18 protein-coding genes and 1 pseudogene are annotated in these 17,646 nt (G+C 60.9%); 7 read left to right on the plus strand and 12 right to left on the minus strand.

What is annotated here, in order from left to right:
- Positions 1-9: 9 nt before the first annotated feature.
- The 3 genes from GA0061101_RS10935 to GA0061101_RS10945 form a co-directional block, all read right to left on the minus strand.
- Complete coding sequence (locus tag GA0061101_RS10935) at positions 10-1,332, minus strand: sensor histidine kinase (protein WP_037192645.1); 1,323 nt, start codon at positions 1,330-1,332, stop codon at positions 10-12.
- Positions 1,329-2,069, minus strand: a complete 741-nt coding sequence (locus GA0061101_RS10940; RefSeq protein WP_037192647.1) for a response regulator — start codon at positions 2,067-2,069, stop codon at positions 1,329-1,331. The genes GA0061101_RS10935 and GA0061101_RS10940 overlap by 4 nt, the downstream gene beginning before the upstream one ends.
- 96 nt (positions 2,070-2,165) lie before the next feature.
- Entirely contained in the window at positions 2,166-3,215 is a 1,050-nt protein-coding gene (locus GA0061101_RS10945) for an alpha/beta fold hydrolase (protein WP_037192649.1), read from the minus strand.
- A gap of 395 nt (positions 3,216-3,610) precedes the next feature.
- On the opposite strand from GA0061101_RS10945, the gene GA0061101_RS10950 reads away from it, so the two are divergent.
- Both GA0061101_RS10950 and GA0061101_RS10955 read left to right on the plus strand, forming a co-directional pair.
- On the plus strand, positions 3,611-5,377 hold the full coding sequence (locus GA0061101_RS10950; protein WP_037192651.1) for a cytochrome c biogenesis protein DipZ: 1,767 nt from the start codon (positions 3,611-3,613) through the stop codon (positions 5,375-5,377).
- A 46-nt stretch (positions 5,378-5,423) separates the two neighbouring features.
- Complete coding sequence (locus tag GA0061101_RS10955) at positions 5,424-6,182, plus strand: alpha/beta fold hydrolase (protein ID WP_037192654.1); 759 nt, start codon at positions 5,424-5,426, stop codon at positions 6,180-6,182.
- Positions 6,183-6,227: 45 nt separating this feature from the next.
- Here the strand turns inward: GA0061101_RS10955 and GA0061101_RS10960 are convergent, their stop codons facing one another.
- The gene (locus tag GA0061101_RS10960; RefSeq protein ID WP_092573584.1) at positions 6,228-6,845 is read right to left on the minus strand and encodes an O-methyltransferase; all 618 of its coding nucleotides are present in this window, start codon (positions 6,843-6,845) and stop codon (positions 6,228-6,230) included.
- Between the two features lie 547 nt (positions 6,846-7,392).
- Here GA0061101_RS10960 and GA0061101_RS38585 point away from each other — a divergent pair.
- Both GA0061101_RS38585 and GA0061101_RS10970 read left to right on the plus strand, forming a co-directional pair.
- A pseudogene (locus tag GA0061101_RS38585) lies at positions 7,393-7,536 on the plus strand (aldehyde dehydrogenase family protein); the annotation flags it as partial.
- Positions 7,537-7,644: 108 nt separating this feature from the next.
- Positions 7,645-8,163: a cytochrome b gene (locus tag GA0061101_RS10970; protein ID WP_037192662.1), complete on the plus strand. Its 519-nt coding sequence runs from the start codon at positions 7,645-7,647 to the stop codon at positions 8,161-8,163.
- A 96-nt stretch (positions 8,164-8,259) separates the two neighbouring features.
- Here the strand turns inward: GA0061101_RS10970 and solA are convergent, their stop codons facing one another.
- The 6 genes from solA to GA0061101_RS11000 form a co-directional block, all read right to left on the minus strand.
- Complete coding sequence (gene solA / locus GA0061101_RS10975) at positions 8,260-9,408, minus strand: N-methyl-L-tryptophan oxidase (RefSeq protein ID WP_037192664.1); 1,149 nt, start codon at positions 9,406-9,408, stop codon at positions 8,260-8,262.
- 1 nt (position 9,409) lies between these two features.
- Positions 9,410-10,915: an HAL/PAL/TAL family ammonia-lyase gene (locus GA0061101_RS10980; RefSeq protein WP_037192668.1), complete on the minus strand. Its 1,506-nt coding sequence runs from the start codon at positions 10,913-10,915 to the stop codon at positions 9,410-9,412.
- Positions 10,912-11,688 carry an ABC transporter ATP-binding protein gene (locus tag GA0061101_RS10985; RefSeq protein WP_037192671.1) on the minus strand — a complete coding sequence of 259 codons (777 nt, stop codon included), beginning with the start codon at positions 11,686-11,688 and terminating at the stop codon, positions 10,912-10,914. Before GA0061101_RS10985 ends, GA0061101_RS10980 begins: the two co-directional genes overlap by 4 nt.
- Before the next feature lie 24 nt (positions 11,689-11,712).
- A complete protein-coding gene (locus GA0061101_RS10990; RefSeq protein WP_037192674.1) occupies positions 11,713-12,417 on the minus strand; it encodes an ABC transporter permease in 705 nt (234 codons plus the stop codon).
- Positions 12,418-12,427: 10 nt separating this feature from the next.
- On the minus strand, positions 12,428-13,153 hold the full coding sequence (locus GA0061101_RS10995; RefSeq protein WP_037192677.1) for an ABC transporter permease: 726 nt from the start codon (positions 13,151-13,153) through the stop codon (positions 12,428-12,430).
- Between the two features lie 102 nt (positions 13,154-13,255).
- On the minus strand, positions 13,256-14,095 hold the full coding sequence (locus GA0061101_RS11000) for a transporter substrate-binding domain-containing protein (RefSeq protein ID WP_037192679.1): 840 nt from the start codon (positions 14,093-14,095) through the stop codon (positions 13,256-13,258).
- A gap of 194 nt (positions 14,096-14,289) precedes the next feature.
- Between GA0061101_RS11000 and hutC the strand changes: the two genes are divergently transcribed.
- A complete protein-coding gene (gene hutC / locus GA0061101_RS11005) occupies positions 14,290-15,045 on the plus strand; it encodes a histidine utilization transcriptional repressor HutC (RefSeq protein WP_037192682.1) in 756 nt (251 codons plus the stop codon).
- Between the two features lie 36 nt (positions 15,046-15,081).
- Here the strand turns inward: hutC and GA0061101_RS11010 are convergent, their stop codons facing one another.
- Positions 15,082-15,429, minus strand: coding sequence for a hypothetical protein (locus GA0061101_RS11010; protein ID WP_037192685.1), 348 nt, complete (start codon positions 15,427-15,429; stop codon positions 15,082-15,084).
- A gap of 269 nt (positions 15,430-15,698) precedes the next feature.
- On the opposite strand from GA0061101_RS11010, the gene GA0061101_RS11015 reads away from it, so the two are divergent.
- Positions 15,699-15,956 (plus strand): hypothetical protein, encoded by a 258-nt coding sequence (locus GA0061101_RS11015; protein ID WP_037192688.1) that lies wholly within the window; start codon positions 15,699-15,701, stop codon positions 15,954-15,956.
- A gap of 55 nt (positions 15,957-16,011) precedes the next feature.
- On the opposite strand, the gene GA0061101_RS11020 is transcribed toward GA0061101_RS11015, so the two are convergent.
- Positions 16,012-16,449, minus strand: a complete 438-nt coding sequence (locus tag GA0061101_RS11020) for an Lrp/AsnC family transcriptional regulator (protein WP_037192690.1) — start codon at positions 16,447-16,449, stop codon at positions 16,012-16,014.
- Positions 16,450-16,591: 142 nt separating this feature from the next.
- Here GA0061101_RS11020 and GA0061101_RS11025 point away from each other — a divergent pair, with 142 nt between their 5' ends.
- Positions 16,592-17,641, plus strand: coding sequence for an ornithine cyclodeaminase (locus GA0061101_RS11025; RefSeq protein ID WP_037192693.1), 1,050 nt, complete (start codon positions 16,592-16,594; stop codon positions 17,639-17,641).
- Positions 17,642-17,646: the final 5 nt, after the last annotated feature.

Consider the following 17,646-nt stretch of genomic DNA (forward strand, 5'->3'; position numbering starts at 1 on the left):
GGCAGGACATCAGGCGATCGCGACTTCAGCAGCCAGTCCGCCGCCGTCGCGATTGTAGAGCCTGACGGAGCCGCCAAGCGTCTGGGCCAATTGCTGGGCTATCGCAAGGCCAAGCCCTGTGCCGCCCGTATTGCGGTTGCGCGATTGCTCCAGCCGGAAGAACGGCTGCATGGCCGATTCTATCTGGTCTGGCGGAATGCCCGGGCCGCGATCGAGGACCGTTATGACGACGTCGCCTGTATCCCTGCGTTCCACGGAAATTTCCGCTGCCCCGGCGAACTTCAGGGCATTGTCGATGAAGTTGGTGAGGATGCGGCGAAGGGCATGCGGTTTTGTCGCCACTGTTCCCTGAATCAGGCCGAGAATCTCGACCGATTTGCCGGTATCCTGATAGTCATAACAAATGCTTTCGATGAAGGAGGCGAGATCGATGCGGGAGCTCTTCTCGCCGTTGCCGTGGGCGCTGCGCGCATAGGCGATGCCATCCTGCACCAGCCGCTCGATTTCGCCGAGATCCTGCAGCAGCTTCGTTTTCTCGGGCGATTCGTCGGCGATGTCAGCGCGCAGGCGCATGCGGGTGATCGGCGTCTGCAGATCGTGGGAGATCGCCGCAAGAATCTGCACGCGCTCTTCAAGATAATGCGCGATTCGATCCCGCATCGCATTGAAGGCCTTGGCGGCATGGGCGACCTCGCTTGGCCCCCGATCGTTCAATGCCTCTCCCTTCTTATTGGGATCGAGCGCGTCGGCGGCTGCAGCGAGCTCGGCGAGCGGGCGGATCGCCAGACGAACGGCAAACCACGTACACAGCACGATGACCAGCATCTGCACCACGAAGACGTAAGGCAGCCAGGAAGCGATCGGCATGATGCCCTTCGGCGTGACGTCGATCGTCAAAGGGCTGCCGTCGCTCAAATTCAGATGCGCCTGCAGGCGTGCGATCGGGCCAGGTATCGATTCGATGTGAATCGGAAAACGGTGGCCGACGGCATCCTCGATCTTGGCGGCAATTTCTGCGCCATGACCCGAGGTATCCGGCACGCCCGGTAGCCCCGGCCCCAGCTCGAAATGGTAATTGCCGCGGCTGAGCCAATCGACGAAGCCGGCCCTCTCGTCGGCCGGCAAACGGTCAAGCACCGCGATCGACGTCGCGACATCGCTCTCCAGCGTACCGAGCATGACGGCCTTTGCCGACATGTAGCGCTCGAGATAGAGCACGCTGAAGGAAAGCCCGTAAGCGATCGCAAGTCCGACCAGCAGAATCATTGAAATGCGCGAGCGCAGGGTGCTGGGCCACGATAGGCTCCGGCCCAACAGGGCCGCCGTGCTCATGGGCGCAGCTCCGCGATCTCGACCGGAACGGAGAAGACATACCCCTCGCTGCGGACCGTCTTGATGTAGGTCGGTTCGCGCGCATCGTCGCCCAAACGCTGGCGAAGCCGGCTGACGAGCAGATCTATCGACCGATCGAACAGATCGGCATCCCGGCCCTGGGTGAGGTTCAGCAGCTGGTCGCGATTGAGCACCCGCTGCGGGTGATCGATGAAGACGCGAAGCAGGCGGTATTCGGCGCCGCTCAAGGCGATTTCCGTTCCGTCCCGATCGAGAAGGTGGCGGCCGACTGTATCGAGCCGCCAGTCGCCGAAGGCGAGCAATTGCCCGGCTTCGCTGATCTGCAGGTTGGGTGGCAGCATTCGCGTGCGCCTGAGCACGGCCTTGATGCGGGCGAGAAGCTCGCGGGCGGCGAACGGCTTGGGCAGGTAATCGTCGGCGCCCATTTCGAGCCCGAGGATCCGGTCCATCTCGTCGCTGCGCGCCGTCAGCATCAGAACAGGCGTCGCCTTATGCTTTCCCGAGCGAAGCTCACGGCAAAGCACCAAGCCATCGTCACCCGGCATCATGACATCGAGCACGATCAGATCGACCGAATTGGCCTCGAGAAAACTGCGCATCTGGCGGCCATCGGCCGCTGTCGTCGTCCTCAAGCCGTTCTTCGTCAGATAGCTCGACACCAGCTCGCGGATTTCACGGTCGTCATCGACGATCAGGATGTGGTCGATATGCTCCATTTGTCTTCTCACTCAATCACTATCGTAAGTGTCAGCCTACGAACATTCTTCGAGGCGCCGGCATATGCCAGCGCCTCCCCGCACACTATCGCCGAACTAGAAACGATCAACATCTATCACAGCCTGCGCAAACGCCTGCGGCGCTTCCTGGGGAAGATTGTGCCCAATGCCGCCGGTGATCGTGCGGTGCTCGTACTTGCCCGAGAACTTGGCCCGATAAGCTGACGGTTCCGGGTGAGGTGCGCCGTTCGCATCGCCTTCCATGGTGATGGTCGGGATCGAGATCACAGGTCCGGCGGCCAGTGTCTTTTCATAGGCATCGTACTTCGCCTCGCCTTCGACGAGGCCAAGGCGCCAGCGGTAATTATGGATGACGACCTCGACATGGTCGGGATTGTCGAAAGCCGCAGCCGACCGGTCGTAGGTCGCATCGTCGAAGGCCCATTGCGGCGAAGCGGTGCGCCAGATCAGCTTTGCGAATTCGTGCCGGTTTTCCTGGTAGCCGAGGCGGCCGCGCTCGGTGGCGAAATAGAACTGATACCACCAGGCAAGCTCGGCCTTCGGCGGCAGGGGCTTGCGGTTGATCTCCTGGCTGCCGATCAGATAGCCGCTGACCGACACCAGCGCCTTGCAACGCTCGGGCCAGAGTGCCGCCATGATGTCGGCGGTGCGAGCGCCCCAGTCATAACCGGCAACGACGACCTTTTCGATCTTCAAAGCATCGAGAAGCGCGATCATGTCGGCAGCAAGAGCAGCCTGCTGGCCGTTGCGCGGGGTCTGGCTCGAAAGGAACCTGGTGCTGCCATAGCCACGCAGATAGGGGATGATGACACGATAGCCGGCGTCGGCCAGCACCGGCGCGACATCGACGAAGCTATAGATATCGTAAGGCCAGCCATGGAGCAGCAATACGACCGGACCATTTGCCGGGCCGGCCTCGGCATAGCCGATATCGAGTACGCCCGCATCGATCTGCTTCAGCGCACCGAAGGACGTGTGAGTGCCGGCCTTGACGGCGGGTACGGCAACAGAAGCCTTCGGCTGCTGCGCGGCGGCGATGGTCGGGAGGCCGAATTCGGCGGCAGCAACGGCGACTGCGGCGACGCCAAAAAAGCGGCGGCGATTATGGTTGATTTCCTCGTACATCAGTCTCTCCTGTGGAATGGATGTTGAGGGCAAGAAAGCCGGCCGCATGTATCGCCGGTGTGTCGTTAGCCGCCCGATTTTGAATGCCCATGTAGCTTCCGGCGGCGCAGATACAGTCTGATACAATCGGCCGCCCCTGGCCGCGGGGTAATCGCTTATGAAATGAAGTCGTTGCGGCGCGACCCCTTCTCCCCAGCGGGGAGAAGGGGCTTGCTGCGCTGGCATCGTTTCGTTTGTATCGCAGTGTATCGAAGCCGAAGACATCGACGTTTCGGTACATTCTCCCCTCCAATCAGACACACTCGAGATACGTCGCCAGCCGCAGATAGCGTCACTGCTGAGCACGGCACGTCGCCGTCCGCAGCCGGTCAATCCGTTCTAAAGGAACAAAGACGATGACGCTCCTCATCATTGCCTATCTCGGTGGCGCGCTGACGATCCTCAGTCCGTGCATCCTGCCTATTCTCCCCTTCGTCTTCGCCCGTGCCGGGCAGCCCTTCGCCAAGAGCACGCTGCCGATGCTTGCGGGCATGGCGATCACCTTTGCCCTGGTCGCAACGCTTGCCGCCGTCGGCGGTAGTTGGGCCATTCGCGCCAATGAATATGGTCGCCTTGTCGCGATCTTGCTGCTTGCACTCTTCGGCCTCAGCCTGCTGTCGCCGCGCGTGTCGAGCCTGCTTTCCCGGCCGGTTGTCGACCTCGGCAACAATCTTCTGAACGCCGTAGGCAAAGGCGGCGCCACATCGAGCGTCCGGAGCTCCTTCGTGCTGGGTATTGCGACGGGGCTGCTATGGGCCCCCTGTGCCGGGCCGATCCTCGGGCTTGTGCTCACCGGAGCTGCCCTGAAGGGCGCCAACCTGCAGACGACATTCCTTCTGCTTGCCTATGGTGCCGGTGCGGCAACTTCGCTCGCCGTCGCCCTCTTCGCCGGCGGCAAGATCTTTGCCCGTATGAAGCACTCGCTCGGGATCAGCGAGCGCATCCGCCAATTGGCCGGCGCGGCCGTCCTGGCAGGGGTCGCAGCCATCGCTCTCGGCCTCGACACCGGCCTTCTCGCCCGGCTGTCCTATGCAAGCACCGGCTCGTTTGAGCAGGCCTTGCTGGAGCGGCTGCATGCGAAGTCCACAGATAGCGCGCCGACCGAGATGGCCAGCAATATCGAAGTCGGCGATGCGGCGCGACCGTTCCACAGCAATCTTCCGATTGAAGGACCGGCCCCCTCGCTCGACGGCGCCGTGACTTGGCTGAACTCGCCGCCGCTGACCACTGCTGAGCTTAGCGGCAAGGTCGTGCTCGTCGACTTCTGGACCTATTCCTGCATCAACTGCATCCGTACCATCCCCTATGTTCGTGCCTGGGCGGAAAAATATAAGGACCATGGCCTCGTCGTCATCGGCGTCCATGCTCCCGAATTCGCCTTCGAGAAGAATGTCGATAACGTCAAGAAGGCGATCGCCGACTTCAAGATCGGCTACCCGGTCGCTATCGACAACGACTATCGCATCTGGCGTGCCTTCGAGAACAACTACTGGCCTGCCCATTACCTGATCGATGCCAAGGGACAGATCCGCTACCAGCATTTTGGCGAGGGCAACTATCCCCAGACCGAGCAGGCGATCCAGGATCTTCTGCGCGAGGCAGGCAGCGACATGGCGCAGAGCGCCCCTGTCGTACCGGATGCAAAGGGTGCAGAGGCCAGCCCCGATCTCGGCGACATCCGCTCCGGCGAAACCTATGTCGGCTACAGGCAGGCGACGGGTTTCGTCTCCCCCGAGAACCTGAAGGCCGATACCGCCGCCGACTATTCGATTGCCAATCCGGGCCTCAACCAATGGGGATTGGCAGGCACATGGACAGTCGGCCCCGAGCAGGCATCGCTCGACAAGGCAGGCGGCGGCATAAGCTACCGCTTCAGCGCCCGCGATCTGCATCTCGTTCTCGGGCCGGCGGCGGACGGCAAACCGATCCGCTTCCAGGTGACCGTCGATGGAAAGGCGCCGGGTGCTGACCACGGCTCGGATATCGATGCTGCCGGAAACGGGACCGTTACAGGAACCAAACTCTACCAGCTCGTTCGCCAGTCCGGCGACGTCATGGCACGCAACTTCGAAATCCGCTTCCTCGATCCGGGGGTCCAGGCCTACGCCTTCACCTTCGGATGAACCCTCCCCAACCCCGCATCAACCTTTACCGACAGGAGTCCTACCCATGAACAACCGCTTTCTTTCCGTCGTCGCACTTGGCCTCGCCGCAAGCACCATGGCGTTTGCAGCCCAGGCTGCCGAGATCAAGAACATCGTCATCGTCCACGGCGCGCTCGCCGATGGATCCGGCTGGCGCAAGACCACCGAGATCCTCGAAAAGCACGGCTTCAACGTCTCGATCGTTCAGGAGCCCATAACTTCACTTGCCGACGACGTTGCGGCAACGAACCGCGTGCTCGATCTGCAGAACGGGCCCAGCCTGCTCGTCGGCCACAGCTATGGCGGCATGGTCATCACCGAGGCGGGGAACCGGCCCGATGTCGCGGGGCTCGTCTATGTCGCAGCATTTCAGCCTGAAAAGGGCGAGAGCCTGATCGGTCTCGCGAGCTCCAAGCCGGCGGGCAGCATGAATATCCGCGAGACGAAGGACGGCCAATATCTCTATCTCGACCCGGCAACTTTCGCTGCCGATTTCGCCGCGGACCTTCCCAAGGATGAAGCCGACTTCATGGCGAAATCGCAGGTGTTTGCCGCCAAGGCAGCCTTTACTGCAAAGGTTGATGATCCGGCCTGGCGATCGAAGAAGAGCTGGTCGATCGTGGCAAGCGACGATCGCTCCATCAATCCCGAGCTTGAGCGGGACATGGCAAAGCGGGCGGGCAGCGAGGTGACCGAAATCAAGGCGAGCCACGCCGTCTTTGCCTCCCAACCTGAGAAAGTCGCCGCCGTCATCGAAAAGGCGGCCAAGGACGCAAGCAAGTAAAGCCAAACCGGCGGCCGCCTCATGAACGGGGCCGCCGCCCGCTCTTTATACTGGATCGTATCGGCTGACTTCGATCCCTGAACCGACAGGCAGGAGCACGGAGGTTATTCCCGGCTTGGCGCGAACGGCCTCGCCATAGCGTTTTACGTCTTCGTTGCCCGGCATCAGCATGTTGTCGGCAACGATGATCGCGCCGGGATTGAGCTTGGGATAGAAAGCTTCCAGGCAGGGGACGTAGAGATCCTTCCACAAGTCGACGAGGACGAAGTCGACGCCCGAAGGCAATGCCTTGATCATCTCGACCGCGTCGCCGATCTGGAAATCGATATGTTCCGACAGGCCTGCCTTGTCAGCCATTTGCTTGGCGAACTCGGTCTTGTAGGCGTGGAATTCCATTGAGATAAGCCTTCCGCCGCTTGCGCGCGCAGCGTCGGCGAGCCAAATGCCGGAATAGCCGAAGGAGGTGCCGAGCTCCAGAATGGTAGGAGCTTTCAGGCTTTTCGCGACTATGTTGAGAAAGCGGCCGGTCTCCGGTCCAACGGCCCTCAGCCGGCGATCTTGACCGCCATCTCGCCCGCCCGGCGGCATCTCTCTCGGCTTGCTTTGCTCTTCGCGAATAAGGACGTGGTAGCTCTCGAGAACGGCTTTGATCTTCTTGTCCATGACAAACTCCTGCGTGAGTTGATTCTTCGCCAGCGGTCGCCGACGTGTTCTAACAGCGCGCCATGGTGCAGGCCGCCTCATCCAAAGCGGCAACGATCGCGTGAGCAGCAGTCGCTCGCCGCAGTCAAAACAGCTGCTTGCCGCCCGTCTACTATGGTGATGCTTGTGTCTGCGACGCTTGAGGAACTCGCGCTCATCCTCAGAGGGATCGTCGTGATGATGTTTCAGGCGATAGGGATATATTTCTATATATCCGCACTCAAGATATATCGAGATATATGTCTGAAATTTAATCTTCCAACCGCGACCCACGAGAGAGATTCCGCTCACGAATGAGATCTATCAGGACACGAAGCCTTGCCGGCATCTGGCGCCGCTGGGCGAAATAGGGGCTGTGCCCCGGATAGGGCGGGCTCCAATCCTCCAGAACGGTGATCAATTTGCCTGTCGTGACATGAGCGGCGGTGACTGCTTCGCTGATATAGGCGAGCCCCGCCAACCGCGGCGGCCGCCACCATGGTCATCAAGCTCATCGGAAATGAGCGCGATCGAGGCGGGCCGCGTCGTCATCAACGGTGCACCGCATGAACCGCTCGCACCCTTTGGCGGCTTCAAGCAATCCGGCATGGGCCGCGAATCCGGCTCATACGGCCTGGAATCGTTTCTCGAACCTCGTGCCGTCTTGAGTTGATACCGATGCGGGCGTCGCGGATGGCAACCGCGGGTCAGGTAGATCGCGTTCAGGTTCCTGTTATAATCATGCTCTAGTCGTAGGGTAATTCCAATCTAAGGGAATCTGATGCCTGCCCGATCCGCTTATTCCGTTCCGCAGCGCCTGCTCCATTGGCTTGTTGCCCTACTCGTTTTTTTCAATCTGCTGTTTCCCGACGGCATGAATGCATGGCGTCACCTGGTCCATCGTGGCCAGACGCCCTCGCCTGGCGACATCGCCAGCGCCAATATCCACGCCTATGCCGGCATCGCGGTCCTGTTGCTCGCGATCGTTCGGCTGGCTGTGCGCTTCTCCTCCGATGCTCCCGAAAAGCCGAATGGTCAGCCGGCATTCCTGCATCACATCGCGCACGTGACGCATGTGTTGCTCTATGTCCTGATCTTCGCGATGCCGGTGTCGGGGATTGCGGCTTACTATCTCGGCGTCGACACGGCAGGCTCCGTCCACGGCGGACTTATGAAAATGTTGCTTTGGATCGTCGTCGTCCTGCACATATTCGGCGCGCTCGTTCAGCACTTCTATTTCAGATCGGACGTCCTGCGGCGGATGACGATCGGCGAGAGCAATTCCAGGAAAAGTGCGTAGCGGTTTTCCGCCCGGAATTGCGTAAAAACAATAGCATAGAGCGGTCAGGCGATCCCGTGAAACGCGTAACCGCTCTGGAATCCTCGGGATGGCCGCTTATATCATGCGGCCGCCAAAATGCTTCTCGAAAGAGAACAAGTCCGTCGGCAATGCGCTTGCGCCCTGAAGCGCCAGATCGGCGAGAATCTCGCCGACAATGCTTGTAAACTTGAAGCCGTGACCGGAGCAGGCCGAGGAAACCACCACGTTCGGCTGCCCCGGCAGCGTGTCGATCAGAAAGTCTTCGCTCGGCAGCATGGTGTAGCGGCAGGTCGTCGCCCGCACCCGAAATGATGCTGCATCCGGCAGACGCTTGGCGACGAAGCCGTCAAGCAGCGCCGTATCGGTGTCGTTGACAGCCGGATTGGGCGCCTCGGGATCGATAGGTTCCCTGAAATGCGCATGGCGGCCAACCTTGACGCCATCGATGCCGATCGCCGGAAAACCGAAGAAGGAACCGTTGGCGCCCTCGTCCCGCAGAAAGCAGGGCATGCGCTGCGGCTCGGCGACGAAGCCGTCCCTGGGCTGATACCAGGCGACCACTTGGCGGATCGGCTGGGCATGGGGCCTCAGTTGCGGCACAAGTTCGGCAATCCATGCGCCGGTCGCGACGATCACCTTGCGAGCGCGATATCGTCCTGTCGTGGAAACAATCGTCACGCCTGCATCGTCAGGCTCAATGGCAACGACCCGCTCGCCGAAATGTAGCGCCGCTCCGTCTTCGGCCGCAAGCTTCAGATAGCCCATGATCGCGGCCTCGGGTCTGACATAGCCGCCCTGCGGGTCGAGCAGGCCGACTTCACCATCCTCAAGCTCGAAGGCCGGGAAACGGCGTTTCATGGCACCCTTGTCGAGCAGTTCATGAGGCAGTCCATGCATCTCGCAGGAAGCGCGCGTGCCGCTGACGATCTTGCTCTCGGGCGCTCCGATCTGCAGGACGCCGGTAACAGTCAATATTTCGGCGCGCAGCCGTGCCGCCAGCGAGCGCCAGTTTTCATAGGCGCGTTTTAGCAAGGGGACATAGGACGGATCCTCGAAGTAGCCGAGGCGGATCAGCCGGCTGTCGCCATGGGAGGAACTGAGCGCATGCGCCGGAAAATGCGCTTCTATGCCGATCGCCTTTGCGCCACGCGCAGCGGCAGACGACAATGCCGCGCTCCCCATCGCGCCAAGACCGATGACGGCGACGTCGAATTCCACGGACATTCTATGCTCCAGTTTCACTGTCAGCGGGCGGTGCGGTCTGAGCGATCAGATCCCGCAAGCTCTCCATGTCAGCATTTAGCGGCCGATCGTCGCCATAGAGAGGAACGCGCGAACGGACCACAGTGTAGAGGCGATCCGTTCCCGGCGCTCTTGTACCCTCGGAAACGAGGAAATCATGCGCCTGCGCCGCCGCCATGAGTTCGATCGCCAGGATATATTCGGCATTGTCGAGGATGGTGAGCAGCTTGCTGGCAGCAGCCGTCGGATGCGCAAGAAAATCCTCCTGCTGGCCGGAGGTGAGGCCGCCGTCGAGCGATGCGGGGGCGGCCAGCCGCCGGTTGTCGTTGCTCAGGGCCGCAGCCGTATACTGGGCGATCATGAAGCCGGAATGGCTGCCGGCATCGCTTGCGAGGAAGGGCGGCAGGCCGCTGACCAGCGGATTGACGAGGCGATCCATCCGCCGCTCGCTCATGGCGGCAATCTGCGCAATCGCGATCGCCAGACTGTCGGCCGCCTGACCGAGGGCCGGTGCGACGGCATGCGCCTCGGAGGAGACGACGGGTTGCTCCGGCGTGCCCGAAACAGCCGGATTGTCCGTAACCGAAGCCAATTCCTGATCGACGATGCGGGCGGTCTGTTCGAAGACATCCCAGGCCGCGCCATGCGCATGCGGAACGGCTCTCAAGCTCAAGGCATCCTGCGTTCGCCTCCCGAAGGCTGCGGCGACGAGACCGCTGCCGTGCAAGCGGCTGCGCAGCCTGCGGCCGACCTTGGCAATGCCCGCCGATGGGCGAAGTGCCAGCACCGCCTCGTCGAAAGCCGCGATCTGGCAGCCGGCCGCCTCCAGCGTCAATGCGGCGATCGCATCGGCCCAATCAAGCAGGCGCTCGGCTCGGCAAACGGCAAGCGCCGACAATCCCGTGGCGCAGGCCGAGCCATTGACAAGGCTCAGCCCCTCCTTGGCGCCAAGCACCAATGGGCTCAGACCGATCGCGGCAAGCGCCTGCGCTCCGGTCATCGACTTCCCCTTCACGACTGCGCGGCCTTCGCCGATCAGCACGAGGGCGGTATGGGCGTTGTGGGTCAGATAGCCGGCAGAGCCTTTGGAGGGGACCTCGGGAATGCAGTCCCGCTCGAGAAATGCTGCAAGATGGCTGACGATCTCGGGCCGCACGCCGGAATGACCATGCGCGAAATTGGCGATCTGCGCCGCGATGATGGAGCGGACCTCGCGGACCGGCAGCAGAGGTCCGACGCCGCAGGCATGGCTCATGATGATATTGCGCGAAAGCCGGCTCTGCGAGGCGCGGTCGACGACCGTGTCGGACAAGGCGCCGACGCCGGTATTGACGCCATAAGCACGCACGCCCGTCTCGACGATGCGCTCGACGATGCGGCTTGCCTGCGCGACACGCTCCCAGGCGGCCTCCGATAGGGGCAGCGGTTCGCCGCCACCGACGCGCGCGACATCACGCCAACGCAAAGACTTGTCGATGGTGACAGTCATTGTCCGGTTCCGAAATGGCCGATGAACTGACGGAAGGCCGGCGACGCGCCGCCGCCGAACATCTCGTCCGGAGCGCCGCTGCTTTCGACGAGCCCTTCTTTCATGAAGACGACGCGGTTGGAGACGTTGCGGGCAAAGCTCATCTCGTGAGTGACGACCAGCATGGTCATGCCCTCCTCGGCAAGCGCGCGCATGACGCGCAGCACTTCCCCGACGAGTTCGGGATCGAGCGCCGACGTCGGCTCGTCGAACAGCATGACCTTGGGCTTCATGGCAAGGGCGCGAGCGATCGCGGCACGCTGCTGCTGACCACCGGATAGATGCGCGGGATAGGCATGGCGCTTGTCGGCGATGCCGACTTTCTCGAGAAGCGCTTCGGCTTCGGCGATGCACTCGGCGCGCGGGCGCTTCAAGACGTGAACTGGTCCCTCGATCACGTTCTGCAGGATCGTCATGTGGGACCAGAGATTGAAGCTCTGGAAAACCATGCCAAGCTCGGAGCGGATGTGATCCACCTGCTTGTGGCTTGCCGGGCGGCTGTATCCGTTCTTGTGGATCATGCGGATCTGCTCGCCGTCCACCCAGATCTCGCCGTCGGTGGCGATCTCAAGCAGGTTGATGCAGCGAAGGAAAGTCGACTTGCCCGAGCCGGAGGCGCCGAGCAGCGAAATGACGTCGCCGTCCTGGGCATCGAGAGATATGCCACGCAAAACTTCATGGGTGCCGAAGCTCTTGCGGATGTTGCGGACTGAAAGTCGGGTGACACCTGGCATGATTTGCCTGCTCCAATGAAGTTTTTAGGCCTTCAACGCCGGCGGGATAGCTCGGTGATGGCGGGACAGCGAATATTCCAACAGGGCCATGCCCTGCAGAATGATGAAATTCAGCACCAGGTAAATGATCGCCGCGCAGAGAAAGACTTCCATCGTGCGATAGGTGTGCGAGATCAGCCGTTGCGCAACGCCTGTCACCTCCCAGACCGTGACCAGGCTGGCGAGCGCGGTCGACTTCATCATCAGGACGATTTCGGTCGAATAGGCCGGCAGCGCGTGTCGGAAGGCGATCGGCGCGATGATGCGGCGCACGAGAAGGAGGCGAGACATGCCGATCGAGCGCGCCGCCTCGATCTCCTTCGGCGAAACGGCCCGGATGCCGCCGCGAAATATCTCGGCCGTATAGCCGGCGGTGCACAGCGCGAGCGAAAGGATCGCACAGACCACGGGCTCGCGCAGAAACGGCCAGAGAAACGAATAACGGATGAAGGAAAACTGCGCCAGGCCGTAGAAAATGAGGAACATCTGGATCAGCAATGGCGAGCCGCGGAAGACGAAGATGTAGCCCTTGGCAAAACCCATCAGGATCGGATTGCCGCTCACACGCATGGCGACGATGACGAGCGCCAGAACACCGCCTGACACGATCGACAGAGAGAACAGCAGCAACGTCATCGGTACTGCCTGCAACAGGGTGATCATGGTGCTCGAGAGGAAGGTGAAATCCATGTGCCGCTCCTCAAGCCTGGCCGATGGTCGCGGCCGGCATGCTGCGATTGGCGCGTCGTTCCGCCCTGTTGAAGACGCGATCCGACAGGCTGGTCAGGATCAGGTAGAGCGCGCCGCCGACGATGAAAAACAGGAAATACTGGCGGGTGGATCCGGCAGCGACCTGGCTGGTACGCATCAGCTCGGCAAGGCCGGTAACGGAGATCAAGGCGGAATCCTTGAGGCTGAGCTGCCAGACATTGCCGAGGCCGGGGATGGCGAAACGCACGACCTGCGGGATGATGACACGGCGCAGGCGCAGGCCGCTGTGCATGCCGATCGCCGACGCCGCCTCCAGCTCACCCTTGGAAATGGCAAGATAGGCGCCGCGGAAAACCTCGGCCTGATAGGCTCCGGAAATGATGCCGACGGCAAGCGCCCCCGCTGCAAAGGAGGGCAGGCCGAGAAAACCCTCATAGCCGAGCCATTTGCCGACCGAGGTGACCGCTGAAGAGCCGCCGAAATAGATGAGATAGATGATCAGCAGTTCCGGCACGCCGCGAAAGACTGTCGTGTAGACATTGCCGAGCGTTTTCAAGAGCAGATTGCCGGAGAGCTTTGCGGACGCGACGATTGCGCCCAACACCGCCCCGATCGCCAGCGCCGTCGCCGTGACGGCAAGCGTCACCAAAGTAGCAACGAGGAGCAGAGCGCCCCACCCGTTCGAGCCGAAGCCCAGCAATTGCAAGCTTGCCATAGCGTCCATTCCCCGTCCGTGGCAGTTTCAGGCGTCAGGATATCATACGGTCTCCAGCCGCAAAGCCGGAGACCGATGGCAACGACCCGAAGGTCGTTGTGTTTATTCCGGGCTGACGTCGACCTTGAACCATTTCATCGACAGGTTCTTGATGGTGCCATCGGCAAGTGCGGACTTGATCGCTTCATTGAACTTGTCGCGCAGATCGGTGTCGGCCTGGCGGATGCCGAGACCCTCACCCTCGCCCCAGATGGAGCCGGCGACTTCCGGGCCGGTGAAAGCCAGCGTGTCGTTTGCGCTGGCGAAGGCATTGCTGAAATAGACAGCATCGTCGAAACCGAGATCGATACGGCCGTTCTGCAGATCGAGATCGCGGTCGGCGCCGGTCTTGTATTCACGGATCGTGGCGATCGAGCCGAAGTTGTCATAGACGAACTTGGCATAAACCGTTGCTGCCTGGATGCCGATGGTCTTGCCCTTGAAGGCTGCCTTCAACGCATCGATTTCTTTGACGCCGGTCTGGCCGGGCGTCATCTTGATGGTGGTGCCGGTGCCTGCAGCATTGGCAAGCGGGCTGTCCTTGGCGGTCGCGAAAGCGGCCGGCGTTGCAGCGTAAGGAACGGTGAAGCCGATGACCTGCTTGCGCTCATCGGTGATCGAGAGCGCGTCCATGATCACGTCGAACTTGCCGGCATTCAGCGCCGGGATCATGCCGTCCCAATCGGAGGCGACGAGTTTGCAGTCGATCTTGGCCCGCTCGCACAGGACCTTGGCGAGTTCCGGCTCGAAGCCGCCGAGCGATCCGTCGGCGTTCGTCATGTTCCAGGGTGCATAGGCACCTTCCAGAGTGATCGTCGCCGTCTTCCAGTCCTTGGCGACAGCCGGCGCACCGAAAGCGGCGGCGGCCATGGCGCCAGACAAGAGAATTGCACTGAATTTCATAGTGTAGAGCTCCTCTGAGGTTGAAACGGGCCTTGCGGCACTTCCTACCGATCTGCGCCGGCTTGCTCGCCTCTCCTATTTAATTTTTAGGATTGATTGCGAGGTTGTATAGGGTACCATATGAGATAATTTATGATATGCAAGTGGGAAAGTTGTTTTTGAGGCAGATTCAGTCCGTGCAAAGGGAATAGGCAATGAAACATTCCGGCGAGATGAAACGCGAACTGGCGGAAAACGACGCCGCGCCTCTCTATGCTGGGGTCAAGCAGATGATACTCGATCGCATCCATAGCGGCGAGTGGCCTCCCAAATATCGCGTTCCCTCCGAAAACGAGCTGGTCACCGAACTTGGCGTCAGCAAGATGACGGCCAATCGCGCGCTGCGCGAACTCGCCAATGAGGGCGAACTGGTCCGCATTCAGGGCGTCGGCTCCTTCGTTGCCGAACGCAAGGGCGCATCCGCCTTGTTCGAGGTGCGCAACATTGCCGAGGAGATCGCCGAGCGCGGTCATTCCCATGAGGCAACGGTGATCGTACTGGCGCAGGAGGCAGCATCACCTGAGGTTGCCGACGCATTGGGGCTGGCTATCGGATCGCCCGTTTTCCATTCGCTGATCGTTCACAGCGAGAATGGCGTGCCCGTGCAGATCGAGGACCGCCATGTCCATCCGGAGGCCGCGCCCGACTATCTGCAACAGAACTTTACGGGAATGACACCGAATGCCTATCTTTCGGACGTCGCCCCGCTCAGCGGCTCGGAACATGTGGTCGAAGCGGTCATGCCGCAGGCCTGGGAATGCAAACTGCTGACGATCCTGAAGACCGAGCCCTGCCTGACCATCAGACGTCGGACATGGTCGGCGCGCGGCGTCGTCTCCGTGGCGCGTCTCGTTTATCCCGGAAACCGATACCGATTGGAAAGTTACAACGGCAAGACTTCGGATCGTTAGTTGTATATGGAACAGCGGTGGTTCTTTGCGGCAGCGCTAGGAAACCAGGTGCGTGAACTGCACGAGCAACGCGCCCACCAGCAGGCCTGAAACCGTCGCAAGCACTTTCAGGAGCGCGCGCTCGATCCGCAAATGCCGTCCGGGCAGGACCAATGCCAGCGACTCGCTTGCCGCTGCGGTCACTATGCATAAGAGAGCAACGACGCGGCGATCCTCAGGGTAAGCCATGACGAACAGAAGTCCGAGCAGGCCAAACGGGATCACGCTGTCGATATTTGCCATTGCCATGAACGGATGCTTCGCCCCGACCGGGACGACCGTCGTAAACGCGACCAGACCAAGGACGATCCAGCCAAGAGCGTAGGCTAACAGAGTAAGTTCCATACGAAATCATAACAACAAGCAACGCGTTTTCAAGCTGCCCCGTACAGCGCGCGATGGGTCGTTGCTCAGCCTATCTGAATGTTGCCATCAACCGGGTTGCCCTTGCCGAAAAGAACCCAATAATGGATCCTGAAACCGGCTCCGTATCCACGACGTTCAGCCTCCTCCCTCATTGACAAAGCGCTCCTGCAAACGAAGATTCATGCTCGGCTCGGTGATTGTCGACGCGCTCTCGCCGCTATCTTTCAAAGACACGAGGAAATCCGATAATGCCTGACACAGAAGCCGTGAAGCAGCCAGCCACGTGGCGCATCGTAATTGCCGCCATCTTTGACTTTCTGACTGCCTTTTTTGTTTTCGGCTACATCATTGCCTCGATCTTCGGCGGGAGGACGGAGGACGGTTTTAAGCTCAACGGTCCGCCGGCCCTCCTGCTTTTCGCCCTCATCTTTGCCTATTTCATCGTGTTCAACCGATATCTGGGCGGCACGATCTGGAAGCGCATACTCCGCGCCCGGCGCCCGTAAGCCGGGCGAACGCATGCCAGGCCATCGCGATCGGCCGCGCGGGTAAAGCAAACCCTCAAAGGCTGCTGAGCAGCAGACTGGTTTCGCTGTTCGCAACGCCATCGATCATGCGCACCTCGCGCAACACCCGATCGAAATCCGACAGGCTGGTTGCCCTAATATTGGCGACGAGATCCCAATTGCCGTTCGTTGTGTGAAGCGAATAGATTTCTGGCAGACCGCGCAGCTTGCGTATGACCTGCGTCGTCGATTTTCCCACCACTTCGATCATCATGACGGCATGTACCGTCTGCTCGTCATAATCCTCCCGCACCCGAATGGTGAAGCCCAGCAGCGTGCCGGTTTCGATCAGCCGATCCAATCGGTTCTGCACCGTGCCGCGAGCGACACCCAGAACATCCGACAACTTGGAGAGCGAAGCACGACCGTCCGCGCGCAGATGAGCGATGATGCGCCGATCGAGATCATCGGGAATATATTTGGCAGGGGCCATTGCAAAATCCGGACTCTGTCATTTTCACAATAAGTGCTATACAATTTGTATAATAACATACCAGAACTGGCACAGTTTTGCGATTTCAGTCAATCGGCCCGCTTGTTACCCTATAGGGAATAATCTGATCGAGGACACCAGAATGCCCGCACTGCTTCCGTCGGAAAAAGCCTTCATCCCCTTCGTCAGCGTCGAAAACATGATGCGGCTCGTACACCATGTCGGCATCGAAACCATGCTGATCGGGCTGACCGAGGCCGTCGAGGCGGATTTTCGTCGCTGGGATCTTTTCGACAAGACGCCACGCGTGGCCTCCCATTCCCTTGACGGGGTCATCGAGCTGATGCCGACCTCGGATGGCGCTGTCTACAGCTTCAAATATGTCAACGGGCACCCGAAGAACATGGCGCAAGGGCTTCAGACCGTGACCGCCTTCGGTCTGCTGGCTGAGGTGTCGACCGGGTACCCCGTGCTGCTCACTGAAATGACGCTGCTGACCGCGCTGCGCACCGCCGCCACCTCGGCCATGGCCGCACGCCATCTCGCGCCGGCAAAGGCTCGCTGCCTGGCGCTGATCGGCAACGGCGCGCAAGCGGAATTCCAGGCGCTGGCGATGAAGGCGGTTCTCGGGATCGAAGAGGTCCGTCTCTATGACATCGATCCGAAGGCAACGGAAAAGACCATGCGCAATCTCGCTAACATGGGCTTGCGATTGGTTCCCTGCGCATCGGCGCAGGCGGCCATCGAAGGAGCCGACATCATCACGACCTGTACGGCCGACAAGCAGTTCGCCACGATCCTGACAGACAACATGGTCGGTGCCGGCGTCCACATCAACGCGATTGGCGGCGACTGCCCCGGCAAGACGGAGCTTCATCGCGACATTCTGCTGCGTGCCGACACCTTCGTCGAATATCCGCCGCAGACCCGCATCGAGGGAGAGATCCAGCAGATGGATCCCGATTATCCGGTCACGGAACTGTGGCAAGTGGTGAGCGGCCGAGCACAAGGGCGCCGAAGCGAGGCACAGATCACCCTGTTCGACAGCGTCGGCTTCGCCATCGAGGATTTCTCCGCCCTGCGCTACGTCCGCGAAAAGCTGGTGGGCACGGACTACTTCCAGAAGCTTGATATCATCGCCGATCCGGACGATCCGCGCGACCTGTTCGGCATGTTGCAGCGCGCCGGTTGAGGGAA

The organism is Martinezella lusitana (assembly GCF_900094565.1).
Classification (GTDB): Bacteria; Pseudomonadota; Alphaproteobacteria; order Rhizobiales; family Rhizobiaceae; genus Rhizobium; species Rhizobium lusitanum.

Excerpts from the sequence above, each read along its gene's own strand:
- GA0061101_RS10995 (WP_037192677.1), bottom strand. The coding sequence starts at position 13,153 with ATGGCAAGCTTGCAATTGCTGGGCTTCGGCTCGAACGGGTGGGGCGCT.
- GA0061101_RS10980 (WP_037192668.1), bottom strand. The coding sequence starts at position 10,915 with ATGACTGTCACCATCGACAAGTCTTTGCGTTGGCGTGATGTCGCGCGC.
- GA0061101_RS10990 (WP_037192674.1), bottom strand. The coding sequence starts at position 12,417 with ATGGATTTCACCTTCCTCTCGAGCACCATGATCACCCTGTTGCAGGCA.
- GA0061101_RS11025 (WP_037192693.1), top strand. The coding sequence starts at position 16,592 with ATGCCCGCACTGCTTCCGTCGGAAAAAGCCTTCATCCCCTTCGTCAGC.
- solA (WP_037192664.1), bottom strand. The coding sequence starts at position 9,408 with ATGTCCGTGGAATTCGACGTCGCCGTCATCGGTCTTGGCGCGATGGGG.
- GA0061101_RS11010 (WP_037192685.1), bottom strand. The coding sequence starts at position 15,429 with ATGGAACTTACTCTGTTAGCCTACGCTCTTGGCTGGATCGTCCTTGGT.
- GA0061101_RS10950 (WP_037192651.1), top strand. The coding sequence starts at position 3,611 with ATGACGCTCCTCATCATTGCCTATCTCGGTGGCGCGCTGACGATCCTC.
- GA0061101_RS10935 (WP_037192645.1), bottom strand. The coding sequence starts at position 1,332 with ATGAGCACGGCGGCCCTGTTGGGCCGGAGCCTATCGTGGCCCAGCACC.
- hutC (WP_037192682.1), top strand. The coding sequence starts at position 14,290 with ATGAAACATTCCGGCGAGATGAAACGCGAACTGGCGGAAAACGACGCC.
- GA0061101_RS10940 (WP_037192647.1), bottom strand. The coding sequence starts at position 2,069 with ATGGAGCATATCGACCACATCCTGATCGTCGATGACGACCGTGAAATC.
- GA0061101_RS11020 (WP_037192690.1), bottom strand. The coding sequence starts at position 16,449 with ATGGCCCCTGCCAAATATATTCCCGATGATCTCGATCGGCGCATCATC.
- GA0061101_RS10970 (WP_037192662.1), top strand. The coding sequence starts at position 7,645 with ATGCCTGCCCGATCCGCTTATTCCGTTCCGCAGCGCCTGCTCCATTGG.
- GA0061101_RS10985 (WP_037192671.1), bottom strand. The coding sequence starts at position 11,688 with ATGCCAGGTGTCACCCGACTTTCAGTCCGCAACATCCGCAAGAGCTTC.
- GA0061101_RS10945 (WP_037192649.1), bottom strand. The coding sequence starts at position 3,215 with ATGTACGAGGAAATCAACCATAATCGCCGCCGCTTTTTTGGCGTCGCC.
- GA0061101_RS11000 (WP_037192679.1), bottom strand. The coding sequence starts at position 14,095 with ATGAAATTCAGTGCAATTCTCTTGTCTGGCGCCATGGCCGCCGCCGCT.
- GA0061101_RS11015 (WP_037192688.1), top strand. The coding sequence starts at position 15,699 with ATGCCTGACACAGAAGCCGTGAAGCAGCCAGCCACGTGGCGCATCGTA.
- GA0061101_RS10960 (WP_092573584.1), bottom strand. The coding sequence starts at position 6,845 with ATGGACAAGAAGATCAAAGCCGTTCTCGAGAGCTACCACGTCCTTATT.
- GA0061101_RS10955 (WP_037192654.1), top strand. The coding sequence starts at position 5,424 with ATGAACAACCGCTTTCTTTCCGTCGTCGCACTTGGCCTCGCCGCAAGC.